The following is a 10,680-nucleotide window of genomic DNA, read 5'->3' on the forward strand; positions in this document are numbered from 1 at the left end:
CAGGTCGACCAGAGACTCCTTGGAAAAGGTCAGAAGAGTTTCGCGTTTCACGAGGATGGTGAATCGAACCCGCCGTGACCGTGTCAAGCAAAATCTTCAGACCCCGATCCCGATCCCGATCCAATCAGATGGGGGGGGGGTGAGCAGATACGCGATATCGGTATCGTCATAGACCCGGCGGCCGCTTTCGGTGCGCATTGCCCGTGGCAGTACACCGGCTCTTTCGTAAAAACGGATGGTTTCGATACCGCAGCCGCTCCGTTGTGCCACAACGCCGATCGGAACTCCTGGGTCGGCCTGCCGGCTTGATGGTCCAAAATGGGAAAACATTTTTTCAGAAATCATCGAAACGCCTATTGCTCCTGTAGTTACTCCAGCATCCATAATACGGTTCATTGGAAGGACCAATACGGGTCTCGACCGGCGGCTCACGGCAAATCGGCAGGTGATCGCGATTGGTTCTCGGGATGTATGAAAGGAATGGTTCATGGACACGTTATCGCTGCGGGTTACAGGAATGACCTGCGAGCATTGCGCCCGAACCGCTGAGATAGCTTTGAACCGGCTGCCAGGTGTGGATGCAAAGGTCGCCTACGATGAGGGGATTGCCAAAATCCGCAGCGAAGCCCCGATCGGTTTCGAAACGCTCAAGGCAGCGGTTGCCGCGCACGGCTATGGCCTCGAACACCTAGTCGGAACGGATTCTCCCAAGAGGGGTGGCAGCGACGGCGAAGGGTTGCATGTCGCGATTATCGGCAGCGGCGGTGCCGCGTTCGCTGCGGCGATCCGCGCGGTCGAAAACGGTGCACGGGTGACGATGATCGAGCGCGCTCCGATTATCGGCGGCACCTGCGTCAATGTCGGATGCGTTCCCTCCAAGATCATGTTGCGGGCGGCGGAGATCAGGCACGATCAGGCGCATCATCCGTTCGCAGGCATCGGGCGATCCGATACGCCGATCGATCGTGCGCCGCTGCTCGCCCAACTCCGTGCCCAGGTCGATGCGCTGCGGGGTGCGAAATATGAGAGCATCATCGAGACCAATCCGGGCATCACGTTGGTCCGCGGATCGGCGCGGTTTGAGGACGCGAACACCCTGGTGGTAAGCGACGCCGCAGGGACGACAACCCGGCTGGCTCCCGACCGCATCCTGATTGCGACCGGTGCAGCACCAGCCATACCGCCAATTCCCGGACTTGCCGGGACACCATACTGGACCTCGACCGAGGCGCTGTTCACCGCAGCGATGCCGGCCAGTGTGATCGTGATTGGTTCGTCCTTCGTGGCGCTCGAACTTGCCCAGGCCTATCGCCGGCTCGGCGCCGAGGTTACCGTCCTCGCGCGCGCCACCCTGCTTACCCGCGATGACCCGGAACTCGGTGCAGGACTTCAAGCAGCACTCGATGCGGAGGGGCTCCGTGTTCTGACCGGAACCGAAGCTCAGGCGGTTACCTATCATGACAATCGTTTTAGCGTGGCTCTCACAGGAGGCTCACTTGATGGTGACACGATCGACGCCGAGCAATTGCTGATTGCAACCGGGCGGCGACCGAACATCGATGGTCTCGGGCTTGATGCTGCCGGGGTGCAAACCGATTTGACCGGGGCAATCCTAGTGGACGACCACATGCGCACGTCTGTGGGTCATATCTACGCGGCCGGTGATTGCAGCACCATGCCGCAACTCGTCTATGTCGCCGCCGCGGCCGGCACCCGTGCCGCGATCAACATGACCGGCGGTGACGCCACGTTGGACCTGTCCATCGTGCCGGCCGTGGTCTTCACCGATCCGTCGGTTGCAACCGTCGGTCTTGACGAGGCGCAGGCGCATGCCGCTGGCATTGAAACCATCACACGTCGCCTCGACCTCGAAAACGTGCCGCGAGCGCTTGCCAATTTCGATACCTCGGGCTTCGTCAAGCTGGTCGCTGAAGCGGGTTCGCAGCGATTGATCGGCGCCCAGATCCTGGCACACAACGCTGGTGAAATGATCCAGACGGCGGCGATTGCGATTCGGTATCGCATGACCGTTCAGGACCTTGGCAACATGCTGTTCCCGTATCTGGTGATGACGGAAGGGCTAAAGCTCGCGGCCCAGACCTTCACCAAGGATGTCTCCCAACTGTCCTGCTGCGCCGGCTGACGATCTCATCAACGGAAAGGGTTTCACATGATCAAATCCATCATTTCGAATTACATTCGCCCGCGCCGGATGGTGCTCCTCTCGGCTCTGATGTCTGTGCCGCCCATGGCGCTCGCCTCGCCCTCCGGCGTGATGGGGCCGAAAGACGCGCAGAGCCCAAGCAACAAGGCGGCGCCAGCCGCGTCGTTCGTCAGCCACGGCCAGACCATATCACTGGCGTCATATCGGGGGCATCCGGTCATGCTCTGGCAGGTCGCCACTTGGTGCGGCAGTTGCCGGGCGGGTTTGCGCAAGTTTACGCAGGAAAAGGCGATGATCGACAAATCGGACATTCGGGTGATCGTCCTGCGGGACTACAAGAACGGCGGCTATCCCGGAATTGGCATCACGAAATTTGCCGAGCAGACCGCACCGAGCCTGATGCACGATCCCCATTTCATCTTCGGCGACGACACCAAGACGCTTTATACACTCTACAACCCGCACCATTATGTCGATGTCTATGACCTGATCGGTACGGATCGTAAAACAAAAACGATGTCGTCAACACCATCTGCGACGTTCGGCAAGATCAAGGCGTTCATTGCCTCTGAACCGAAATGATGATGACCGCAACGATGCAGAATATTGTTCAGATGCCCGTTGCGATCCGATTGGCGTTCGCCGACCGACGCGCACGGCTCTGGGGTCTGGCGACATTCGTGATCGGTCTGACTTTTTACCTACTGGTCCTGCCAGCAACGGACACCGGCGGTGCGATTGGTTTGGTATCGCTGCAATTCTTGACCATCGGCGAAGTGCTCCTGGCTATGGTTATGTCGGTTTTGCTTGGTTTAACTACGGCGCTTGGTATCTATGGATTGAGACAGGGAGCACACGCAACATCCGGCAAATCCGTGATGGGCGCCATTGTTGCCGTGCTGCCGTCGCTGCTCTGCTGTTCACCGGTACTGCCATTGGCCATTGCCACTATCGCCTCGGTGCTACCGGCCGCGGGCACGCTGGGCCTGCCGATCCAGGGATTCATCGCGACCCACGAGGCATGGCTCTACGGCATCGCGATCGCGCTGATGGCCTGGGGATTCTACGGCAACGCCCGGCGTGCTCTGCATTGCGCATGTTGATACGTTCTCATCGTGATAGCCTCGCAATGGTCGCGATCCCTGGTTTTCGGCATGATATCAGCGTGAAGCAGGTGCCGTAGCGTCGCAGAAGGGCTTAGCCCCTCGACCAGGTTAGCCTATGCTCCTTGAAACGATCTCAATGAGACGCGACGAGCGTCTCGCGCCGGCGGCCGATCCCGGCACGGCACGAGCTGGTTTGCGGGGTCGGGACCCTCCGCCTTGTCAGGGTAGAGCCGGGCACCCGCCAAACAGCAGAGCGGCCCGATCGTCACGCGGGATTTGTCCTCGCAGCCGGAATCATTTTGCGGAATATCGCCCGCTGATGCGGATCGAGCGCGGCATAGGCCTTAAGATGGTAGGGGATCATGGCCGTTCCGACCCCGATTTGAGCCTTACCGACAGACTTGATATCAGCCGTGATTTGCTGCGAACTGGGGTTCGGCTGAGCAGCATCCTTCGCGTAGTCGGCATATTTCGCCTTCAATGTCGCGACCGCCGATTTCGCCGCGCCAACCATATGAATGGTCAATTCTTTTTCGGTTTTCTGCTGTGCCGGCGTCAGCCCAAGTTCCTTGGCGTGCCCAAGCACCCAAGCCGGGCCGGGATGATGGGCCCGAAAAATCATCGGGAAATTGAGCGAATGAGCCCGGAAATAGGGCTTCCATGAAGCGCCTTTCGCGGAGCCGGATTGCGCTATGGTCGCGGCGAATACGGTCGGTGCGATGGCGACGAGCGCTATTGCGGCTGGGATCGTCAGGCGGCGGTGTTTCATCGAGGATAATCCTTCGGTCTATCGCAGGCAAACGGCTGGCTGCATTCCTCGTTCGCATCGACGTGGGATTATGTTTCAACCTTTGAATATGACAAGATCGTGAGCAAAGGCGGGGGAATTAACCGATCGCCGGCGATTTTACCCCGTTTCCCCGAAATCTGCTCCTGCGGGCCGCGATTCCAAGCGGATCAGGCGGGACGTTTCCACGGCGGCCTGACGATGCTTGACGGCTTCGCGATAGACGGGATCGCGCACCATCGCAACGAACGCGGCGACGGAAGGGTATTCGGCGATGAACACTGCGTCCCAGCGCTCGGTCTCCGGGCCGATCAGCATCTGTTCGAACCGCCCGAGCCAGACCTGCCGGCCGCCGAGACGGCTAAATACCGGACCACTCTCGCGCGCGTATGTCCGATAAGCCTCGGCACCGGACATCTCCCGTCCGTCCGGATACGCAGCACGGGCTCGAAAGCGGACGAGGTTGAGCATGTGGATCGCCCCGTCGCGGGGCAAGGCCTGGAACGCCGCGAATTGCTGGCGGGTCGGGTCGATGAACTGGTCCGTGGGCTGGTTCTCCTGCGCGGGGTCGATCATGCAGCAGTCCCGCTTTGCGCTGAACCTGGCTGCTGATCGAGCCAACGTGCCAGCGCGGGCATGATCCGCTGTTTTGCCTGAAACCCGGCCGTCAGCATCGCATAATCCGAATCACGACCACTCCCTGCAATCACGGTCGGAAAGCCGGTCACGCCGGTTTGTTGGCTGATCCGGAAATCCCGCGCGGTTTCCTCGCGGAGATCGGCGTCATTAAAATGCGCGGCAAAAGCCGCCTGATCGAGCCCCGCTTCCCCGGCGATCGCGGCCAAGACGGCAGGGTCGGTGATATCGCGATTGCCGCTATAAAAGGCACGATGGAGGCGATCGAGCAGGTCGAGCGCCGCGTCCGGCGATTGCCGGCGCGCCAGCACGGCCGCACGGCAGGCGGGTTCGGTGTCGTAGATAAAGCCGTCCCGCTCGAAGAAAGCATCATCGAAGACCTGGCCGGAGGCCTCATGGACATGGTCCCAATGCTCCCTCGTGCGGGCTTTGGCGGCGGCATCCATCGGGGCAGTGGTGCCGGGGCGCAAGCCGCCGAGGATGAGGCGGATCTGTAGGCGATGGCCGAACTCAGAGCGGATCGCCTCGATCACCGGTGCAAACCCGTAGCACCACGAACACATCGGGTCGGCAAAATAGACGAGATGGGGCTGGCTCATGGGCGCTCCTGATCGATACTGCACTGGGCGGCAAGCCGGATTGTATTATAACGATCATTCTATTACATCCCTGGCCATGGTGCAACAGAGTGATCCCAACCGATGTCCCGCCCCCGCACGCTGACCGACGATATCGTGCTCGATCGCGCCGTCGGCGTGTTCTGGCGGCATGGCTATGCCGATACGTCGTTGCGCGACCTGACGACGGCGACCGGCTTGAGTGCTGCATCGCTCTATCATCGTTACCGCGATAAGGATGGTCTGTTCATCGCGGCGCTAGATCGCTATGCGCACCAAGGCTTGACGGCACGGCTGGCGAGATTGTCCGCGATCGAGGATCCGATCGCCGCGATCCGGTACTTTTTCGATGACCTCGTCCATCTGTCAGTGAACGATCCTGATCGACTTGGATGCTTGCTGGTCAACTCAGTGCTCGACGGCGGCAAGATGTCGCAAGCGGCGCGGGATACCGCGCGGACACGCCTCGGCGAAGTCGAGGCGTTTTTCGGAATCCAACTGGCGAATGCCCGGGAGTTCGGACTTACGCCTGCTGCCAGCGAGCCTGCGGCTATGGCGGAAATTCTGCTGGCAACCGTGCTCGCACTCCGGGTGCTCGCGCGTCTCGCACCGGAACGCGACCGATTGGAGCGCCTCGTCGCCCACGCATTTGCATCTCTTTCCCTCTCAAATTCGGTCCTTTGATCCAATCGAAAGGTCTCGTTCTTATGGACAAAACACAAAAACTGCATCCCGGTCAGGATTTTTCGCCGATGCACTTCAAGCGCCTCGACGGTCCCGATTATCAGTTCGGCGGTACCGGTACCTGGCAGATCCTGTTCGCCTATCGTGGCAGGCATTGCCCGATCTGCAAGGGCTATCTTGGCAAGATCAAACAGCGTCTGGAAAAATTCGAGGTGCTTAGAGTGAACGTCGCGGCATTGTCAGCGGATAGCGAGGCGCAGGCGCGTGAGACGTTCGATTCGGTCAAACCGGGCTTTCCGCTGCTGTACGGCATCGACGTGCCGATGATGCAGGAGCTTGGTCTCTACATCTCGGAACCGCGTTCGGCCACCGAAACCGATCACAGGTTTCCCGAACCGGGCCTGTTCGTGATCAACCCCGCAGGCACGCTTCAGATCGTCGATATCTCGAATGCACCGTTCGCCCGACCCGATCTCGATGTCCTGCTGGGCGGCATCGAATTCGCGATCGCCAATGCCTATCCGATCCGGGGCACCTATCGATGAGCGGTCTCGCGGGCATCAAAGCCTGTGTGTTCGATGCCTACGGCACCCTGTTTAACTTCAACTCCGCCGTCGCGCGATGCGCTGCTATTCCCGAGCTAAAGCGTGCGGTTCTGGCCACGACCTGGCGCGACAAGCAGATCCAATACACGCTCCTGCGCAGCCTGCAGCATCGGTATGCCGATTTCGAGCAGGTCACTGCCGAGGCACTGGATTACGCGCTCGACAGCACTGGACTCACCAACGCGGGGCACCGCATGCAACTGCTCGACCTGTACCAGACCGTTTCGGTCTATCCGGAGGTACCGCCGATTCTCAAAGCCTTGAAGGCAGCCGGCATCGTGACCGCAATCCTATCGAACGGCACGTCCGCGATGCTCAAGGCGGCGATCGATCACGCAGCAATCGGCGCGCAGCTTGACCATGTTCTGTCGGTCGAGACCGTCGGCGTCTTCAAGCCGGCACCCGAAGTGTATCAGCTTGCGGTCGATCGCTTGGGAGTGGCGCGTGAGGCGATCTGTTTTGTGTCATCGAACGGCTGGGACGCCTATGGCGCCGCGGTGTTCGGCTTTCAGGTCGCCTGGTGCAATCGCGCCGATCAACCGGTGGAGCGGCTGCCGGGGCAGCCGGCCATCGTGGTCAGGACCCTGTCCGAACTCGCTTTCCTATGGGCGCCCGGCCGATAACCGCGTCAATCGATCATGCTCTGAAGCTCGGATAACACAGCGACGAGATCGATTGTGCGGGACGACGTGATCTCGAGCGCCCGATCCTCGAGCGCCTCGCCATCCGGATGCGCCCGTTGCCAGGCGTGGATCGCCGCATCCCGCTCGATCAGCAGGCTGGCGATATCGTCCGCGAACAACGTGAACAAGGCGCTGATGCATCGGCTGGCCGGCGCCTGATCGGTCAAGTGGTAGGTTTTTGCGAACCCCATGGCCTGTCGCGCTGCTATGAAATCATCGCCGGTGACCCAGCGATTGGTCGTGAACAGGTGGGTTGGGCGACCGAACCGATCGAGTGCGATGGCTATGAGATGATGGATCGGAGCGTCGTCACGGCGCCCTTCCGGCCGCACGAAGGTGTGGATATGCCCGATCTCCGCCCAGTCGGCGCCGCCCTGGCGGTGCTCCTCTGGTGCATGCGCATGGAAATAGTACTGCGCACCCGTCGCCGGATCGAAGACATCTTCCGACGGGTAATGTTCGAACGCGACGAAAGGCGCGCTACTCAGCAACTCTCCGACCAGGTTGGAACCGCGGTCCTCGATCGAGCGCATAGCCGCGACCAGTGAAACGCCGGCCGCAAGACGTCTCTGGTCCAGGTCGATCTGCATTGCACTACTATTTTCCGGAGCAGGTGGCGGAGTTGGATGATTTTGTCCTCTTTCCCGACATCGCAGCGTGATTCGTTTGAGCACCGCCTGTCTTGCTGCTAGATTTCGAGCTCATGGTCTTGCCGTTGCAGCGACTGCCGCTGGTGGCTGCCTGGGCCGGTAAGGCGGTGACCAGCCCGGCAATGGCAACGGCGGAGCCCAGCGTGAGCGATATCTTGGTGATGCGGTTCGGCGACGTGGGATTGGTCATGGCGTATCCTTTCTGAATTAAGCCCTGAGCGATCGACGTGATCGCGTGCGGCCAAGACCCGGCCGATCAACGATCCCGTCACCGGATTATACGCATCGGCCGGCGGTTTGGTTACCCGCGCGGCGCCGCGTTTTTTTGGGTCAATACGGACGGGAGACCATCGACACCACCTTGACTATAATGGATTATCGAGCCACCGGTTCAGGGGGGGACAATGGCGGAGGAAGACGCCCATTGGCGTTTGTGGCTGGCGGCGGCGCAGCAAGGTGATCGCCGAGCTTATGCCGCGTTGTTGTCCGCCGCTCTACCGTGGCTGCGCCGTCGCGCGCGGGCACGATGGCCGCAATCGAATGCCGCGGATATCGAGGATATCGTGCAGGAGACCCTGCTGGCCCTGCACCGCAGTCTGCATCTCTATGAACCGCCCCGCCCGGTAGCCCCATTTTTGTTTGGCATCATGAAACTGCGCGGGGCCGATGTTCGCCGCCAGCGCCACCGGCACGCGGCGCACGAAACAGTTTTAGATGATCTTCCTGTAACCTCTTCAGCCCTGACTGCGTATCCACAGCTGGAGGCAACTATTGACCGTGCGACGATGCGCGCTGCGGTCAGGCGTTTGTCGCCCCGCGACAGAGAGGTTCTCGATATGCTGAAATTGCAGGAAATGAGTTTGCATCAAGCGTCGGCAGCGTCGGGTTTGAGCGTCACAGCCCTGAAAGTCAGAACGTTTCGGGCCATCCACCGACTTCGCCGCGTCATGGGAGTGGGCGATGCGGAATGAAAGCCTGATCGATGCGTTAACCAACGATCTGGCCCCGGTTCGCCGCGCGCGTTCGCCAGGACGAACCACCGCCCTCTGGCTCGCGATCACGCTGCCGGCACTTGCACTGGTCACGCTGGTGATGGGACCACGCCCGGCGCTGGGATCGCTGCTGCTTCGGTCGGGTTTCGCGTTGGACGAAGCTCTGGCGGCGCTGACGGCCATCGCCTCGGCCTATGCCGCGTTCTGCGCGGGCCGGCCTGATCAGCCGGGGTGGAAACTTGTATTCCCGGTTGGAATGATGCTGATTTGGCTAGGTGCGCTCGGCCGGCAATGCCTTCTGCTGACAGCAGCCACGCAGGGGGATGCACTGCGTCTCCACGCAGATGTCATGTGTATTCCTGCGATTGCGATGGCCGGAATCGTGCCGGCGATCGGCATGGTTCTTCTCCTCCGCCGCACGCCCCTGTTCCGTACCACCGCTGCCTCCCTATGCGGCGCCATGGCCGCTGCCGCGGCGGCCGAGTTTTCACTCCGGCTATTTCACGGCGCGGCCAGTTTCGCGACCCTGCTGGTCTGGCAGATGGGTAGTGTTGCCCTGTCCACCCTCGCGGGTAGCGCGGTTAGTCGCGTCATTCTGGTGCAGCTTCGTCGGGGTCAGACCGCGATCAACGCCTTATCCTGAGAGCAGCGGTGCGCGCAGATTTCGAACGCGGCAATGGAGACGGCCGGTCCCCCCAAGGTGTCCACCCATGCTTGCACCGCGTCACCAGTCACGACCCTACCGGCAGCGACATCGGCCATGGCTTCGAGGGTAAGTGTACTCTTCATCTCATCGGCGTCGATCCAAGCGGCCAGAGCCTGCTTGAAGATCCAGCCGCGCGACCGCTCCATCCGGCTCGCCAATTCATCCACCTTCACGGCAAGTGGCAGTGGCACGTGCGCGGTGAGAACTCTGGTCTCCATCTGCCCCTCCCGTTTGAATAATATTCAATCTTAGTGATTAAGATAACAAGCGTCTGCCGAATCGGCATGCGCAAAATCGATCGTTTTCGGGCACCCGGAAAATAGATGCCCAATAATTAGCCATGTAGAGTTTTGAGCGGCAATAAATATTGGCCATCGGTTTTGAGCACATTTTCGTCGTCAACCCCAGCAAACAAAAGTGACGGAGGTTTCCCTTTGGGGTAACTTTGATCGAACACGACCCAAGCGTGATGGTGTTGAGCGGCGTTTGTTTTATCACCATTATCAAACCATTGAATTCTTTTTGTTAACGCTACAACCGCGCAAAACCGCGCGGTGGACATCAGATCAGCAGCCCGCTTTCCGGCAATCCATTGTAGCCGCACCAAAAGAGCAAGCTGACCATCGGTGGTTTCCGAAAGAGCGAGAGCGTGGCGGACAAAATCTAACATTGCGAGAGATGATTTTTCTTGGCCGGTGTGTGAACCGGTATCGCCGTAAGGGGGATTGGTGATAATGGTCCGACAACCGCTTGGTACGGCCTTGCAGTTCATAAAATCAATGCCTGCTGTCCCAAAGCCACGATCCACGATATCTGTAGAGACTACTTCGTGGCCATGCTTTGTCAAAACGGTCGACATTGCCCCCGTACCACAGCAGGGTTACCAAATCGGACCCCGAAACTTAATGTGACGCAGTAATGCCTCAGTGACCCATGTCGGTGTTGCATAAAAATCGTAACCGTTCACACCCCCGGGTCAGATCGCTAGCTGGGCAGGGATGGTGGGCAGCAGATTGTTAGAGCGAGCGGCGGTGATGAGGGCGTAGGCAT

The 10,680-nt window shown here is 60.1% G+C and carries 16 protein-coding genes; 8 read left to right on the forward strand and 8 right to left on the reverse strand.

The genetic code is table 11. The features are described from left to right. Positions 1 to 96 precede the first annotated feature (96 nt). Positions 97 to 396, reverse strand: coding sequence for a MerR family DNA-binding transcriptional regulator (locus tag B7X49_RS15585; RefSeq protein ID WP_286705243.1), 300 nt, complete (start codon positions 394 to 396; stop codon positions 97 to 99). Positions 397 to 487: 91 nt separating this feature from the next. Between B7X49_RS15585 and merA the strand changes: the two genes are divergently transcribed. The 3 genes from merA to B7X49_RS15600 are packed head-to-tail and all read left to right on the forward strand — an operon-like array spanning position 488 to position 3,267. Further along, a complete protein-coding gene (gene merA / locus B7X49_RS15590) occupies positions 488 to 2,143 on the forward strand; it encodes a mercury(II) reductase (protein ID WP_286705242.1) in 1,656 nt (551 codons plus the stop codon). A gap of 27 nt (positions 2,144 to 2,170) precedes the next feature. Further along, positions 2,171 to 2,746 carry a redoxin domain-containing protein gene (locus B7X49_RS15595; RefSeq protein ID WP_286705241.1) on the forward strand — a complete coding sequence of 192 codons (576 nt, stop codon included), beginning with the start codon at positions 2,171 to 2,173 and terminating at the stop codon, positions 2,744 to 2,746. Then, positions 2,743 to 3,267 (forward strand): hypothetical protein, encoded by a 525-nt coding sequence (locus tag B7X49_RS15600; RefSeq protein ID WP_286705240.1) that lies wholly within the window; start codon positions 2,743 to 2,745, stop codon positions 3,265 to 3,267. The genes B7X49_RS15595 and B7X49_RS15600 overlap by 4 nt, the downstream gene beginning before the upstream one ends. 268 nt (positions 3,268 to 3,535) lie before the next feature. On the opposite strand, the gene B7X49_RS15605 is transcribed toward B7X49_RS15600, so the two are convergent. The 3 genes from B7X49_RS15605 to B7X49_RS15615 all read right to left on the reverse strand — a co-directional run bounded on the left by B7X49_RS15605 (position 3,536) and on the right by B7X49_RS15615 (position 5,292). Continuing rightward, the gene (locus B7X49_RS15605; RefSeq protein WP_286705239.1) at positions 3,536 to 4,039 is read right to left on the reverse strand and encodes a hypothetical protein; all 504 of its coding nucleotides are present in this window, start codon (positions 4,037 to 4,039) and stop codon (positions 3,536 to 3,538) included. Between the two features lie 138 nt (positions 4,040 to 4,177). Further along, on the reverse strand, positions 4,178 to 4,633 hold the full coding sequence (locus B7X49_RS15610) for a DUF1330 domain-containing protein (RefSeq protein WP_286705238.1): 456 nt from the start codon (positions 4,631 to 4,633) through the stop codon (positions 4,178 to 4,180). Beyond that, positions 4,630 to 5,292 (reverse strand): DsbA family protein, encoded by a 663-nt coding sequence (locus B7X49_RS15615; protein ID WP_353744440.1) that lies wholly within the window; start codon positions 5,290 to 5,292, stop codon positions 4,630 to 4,632. Before B7X49_RS15615 ends, B7X49_RS15610 begins: the two co-directional genes overlap by 4 nt. Positions 5,293 to 5,394: 102 nt before the next feature. Here B7X49_RS15615 and B7X49_RS15620 point away from each other — a divergent pair, with 102 nt between their 5' ends. The 3 genes from B7X49_RS15620 to B7X49_RS15630 are packed head-to-tail and all read left to right on the forward strand — an operon-like array spanning position 5,395 to position 7,222. Next, the gene (locus B7X49_RS15620; protein ID WP_286705236.1) at positions 5,395 to 5,994 is read left to right on the forward strand and encodes a TetR/AcrR family transcriptional regulator; all 600 of its coding nucleotides are present in this window, start codon (positions 5,395 to 5,397) and stop codon (positions 5,992 to 5,994) included. A 23-nt stretch (positions 5,995 to 6,017) separates the two neighbouring features. Continuing rightward, the gene (locus B7X49_RS15625; RefSeq protein WP_286705235.1) at positions 6,018 to 6,539 is read left to right on the forward strand and encodes a redoxin domain-containing protein; all 522 of its coding nucleotides are present in this window, start codon (positions 6,018 to 6,020) and stop codon (positions 6,537 to 6,539) included. Beyond that, positions 6,536 to 7,222, forward strand: coding sequence for a haloacid dehalogenase type II (locus tag B7X49_RS15630; RefSeq protein ID WP_286840124.1), 687 nt, complete (start codon positions 6,536 to 6,538; stop codon positions 7,220 to 7,222). The genes B7X49_RS15625 and B7X49_RS15630 overlap by 4 nt, the downstream gene beginning before the upstream one ends. Positions 7,223 to 7,227: 5 nt before the next feature. Here the strand turns inward: B7X49_RS15630 and B7X49_RS15635 are convergent, their stop codons facing one another. Further along, positions 7,228 to 7,872 (reverse strand): DUF6969 family protein, encoded by a 645-nt coding sequence (locus tag B7X49_RS15635; RefSeq protein WP_051657652.1) that lies wholly within the window; start codon positions 7,870 to 7,872, stop codon positions 7,228 to 7,230. Between the two features lie 7 nt (positions 7,873 to 7,879). Continuing rightward, positions 7,880 to 8,122 carry a hypothetical protein gene (locus tag B7X49_RS15640; protein WP_286705233.1) on the reverse strand — a complete coding sequence of 81 codons (243 nt, stop codon included), beginning with the start codon at positions 8,120 to 8,122 and terminating at the stop codon, positions 7,880 to 7,882. Between the two features lie 214 nt (positions 8,123 to 8,336). Here B7X49_RS15640 and B7X49_RS15645 point away from each other — a divergent pair, with 214 nt between their 5' ends. Together B7X49_RS15645 and B7X49_RS15650 are read left to right on the forward strand one after the other, a co-directional pair. After that, positions 8,337 to 8,903: an RNA polymerase sigma factor gene (locus B7X49_RS15645; RefSeq protein ID WP_076454834.1), complete on the forward strand. Its 567-nt coding sequence runs from the start codon at positions 8,337 to 8,339 to the stop codon at positions 8,901 to 8,903. Further along, positions 8,893 to 9,567 carry an NrsF family protein gene (locus B7X49_RS15650; protein ID WP_051657651.1) on the forward strand — a complete coding sequence of 225 codons (675 nt, stop codon included), beginning with the start codon at positions 8,893 to 8,895 and terminating at the stop codon, positions 9,565 to 9,567. The genes B7X49_RS15645 and B7X49_RS15650 overlap by 11 nt, the downstream gene beginning before the upstream one ends. Here the strand turns inward: B7X49_RS15650 and B7X49_RS15655 are convergent. Beyond that, entirely contained in the window at positions 9,540 to 9,848 is a 309-nt protein-coding gene (locus B7X49_RS15655; RefSeq protein ID WP_139334220.1) for a CopG family ribbon-helix-helix protein, read from the reverse strand. The two genes, B7X49_RS15650 and B7X49_RS15655, sit on opposite strands and share 28 nt — an antisense overlap. Positions 9,849 to 9,964: 116 nt before the next feature. Next, the gene (locus B7X49_RS15660) at positions 9,965 to 10,489 is read right to left on the reverse strand and encodes a hypothetical protein (RefSeq protein ID WP_286840128.1); all 525 of its coding nucleotides are present in this window, start codon (positions 10,487 to 10,489) and stop codon (positions 9,965 to 9,967) included. Positions 10,490 to 10,680 lie beyond the last annotated feature (191 nt).

The organism is Acidiphilium sp. 34-64-41, from assembly GCF_002282635.1.
Classification (GTDB): Bacteria; Pseudomonadota; Alphaproteobacteria; order Acetobacterales; family Acetobacteraceae; genus Acidiphilium; species Acidiphilium rubrum.

Coding starts and splice junctions, on each gene's coding strand:
- B7X49_RS15600 (WP_286705240.1), top strand. CDS start 2,743: ATGATGATGACCGCAACGATGCAGAATATTGTTCAGATGCCCGTTGCG.
- B7X49_RS15630 (WP_286840124.1), top strand. CDS start 6,536: ATGAGCGGTCTCGCGGGCATCAAAGCCTGTGTGTTCGATGCCTACGGC.
- B7X49_RS15645 (WP_076454834.1), top strand. CDS start 8,337: ATGGCGGAGGAAGACGCCCATTGGCGTTTGTGGCTGGCGGCGGCGCAG.
- B7X49_RS15610 (WP_286705238.1), bottom strand. CDS start 4,633: ATGATCGACCCCGCGCAGGAGAACCAGCCCACGGACCAGTTCATCGAC.
- B7X49_RS15615 (WP_353744440.1), bottom strand. CDS start 5,292: ATGAGCCAGCCCCATCTCGTCTATTTTGCCGACCCGATGTGTTCGTGG.
- B7X49_RS15585 (WP_286705243.1), bottom strand. CDS start 396: ATGAACCGTATTATGGATGCTGGAGTAACTACAGGAGCAATAGGCGTT.
- B7X49_RS15635 (WP_051657652.1), bottom strand. CDS start 7,872: ATGCAGATCGACCTGGACCAGAGACGTCTTGCGGCCGGCGTTTCACTG.
- B7X49_RS15605 (WP_286705239.1), bottom strand. CDS start 4,039: ATGAAACACCGCCGCCTGACGATCCCAGCCGCAATAGCGCTCGTCGCC.
- B7X49_RS15640 (WP_286705233.1), bottom strand. CDS start 8,122: ATGACCAATCCCACGTCGCCGAACCGCATCACCAAGATATCGCTCACG.
- B7X49_RS15650 (WP_051657651.1), top strand. CDS start 8,893: ATGCGGAATGAAAGCCTGATCGATGCGTTAACCAACGATCTGGCCCCG.
- B7X49_RS15660 (WP_286840128.1), bottom strand. CDS start 10,489: ATGTCGACCGTTTTGACAAAGCATGGCCACGAAGTAGTCTCTACAGAT.
- merA (WP_286705242.1), top strand. CDS start 488: ATGGACACGTTATCGCTGCGGGTTACAGGAATGACCTGCGAGCATTGC.
- B7X49_RS15625 (WP_286705235.1), top strand. CDS start 6,018: ATGGACAAAACACAAAAACTGCATCCCGGTCAGGATTTTTCGCCGATG.
- B7X49_RS15595 (WP_286705241.1), top strand. CDS start 2,171: ATGATCAAATCCATCATTTCGAATTACATTCGCCCGCGCCGGATGGTG.
- B7X49_RS15620 (WP_286705236.1), top strand. CDS start 5,395: ATGTCCCGCCCCCGCACGCTGACCGACGATATCGTGCTCGATCGCGCC.
- B7X49_RS15655 (WP_139334220.1), bottom strand. CDS start 9,848: ATGGAGACCAGAGTTCTCACCGCGCACGTGCCACTGCCACTTGCCGTG.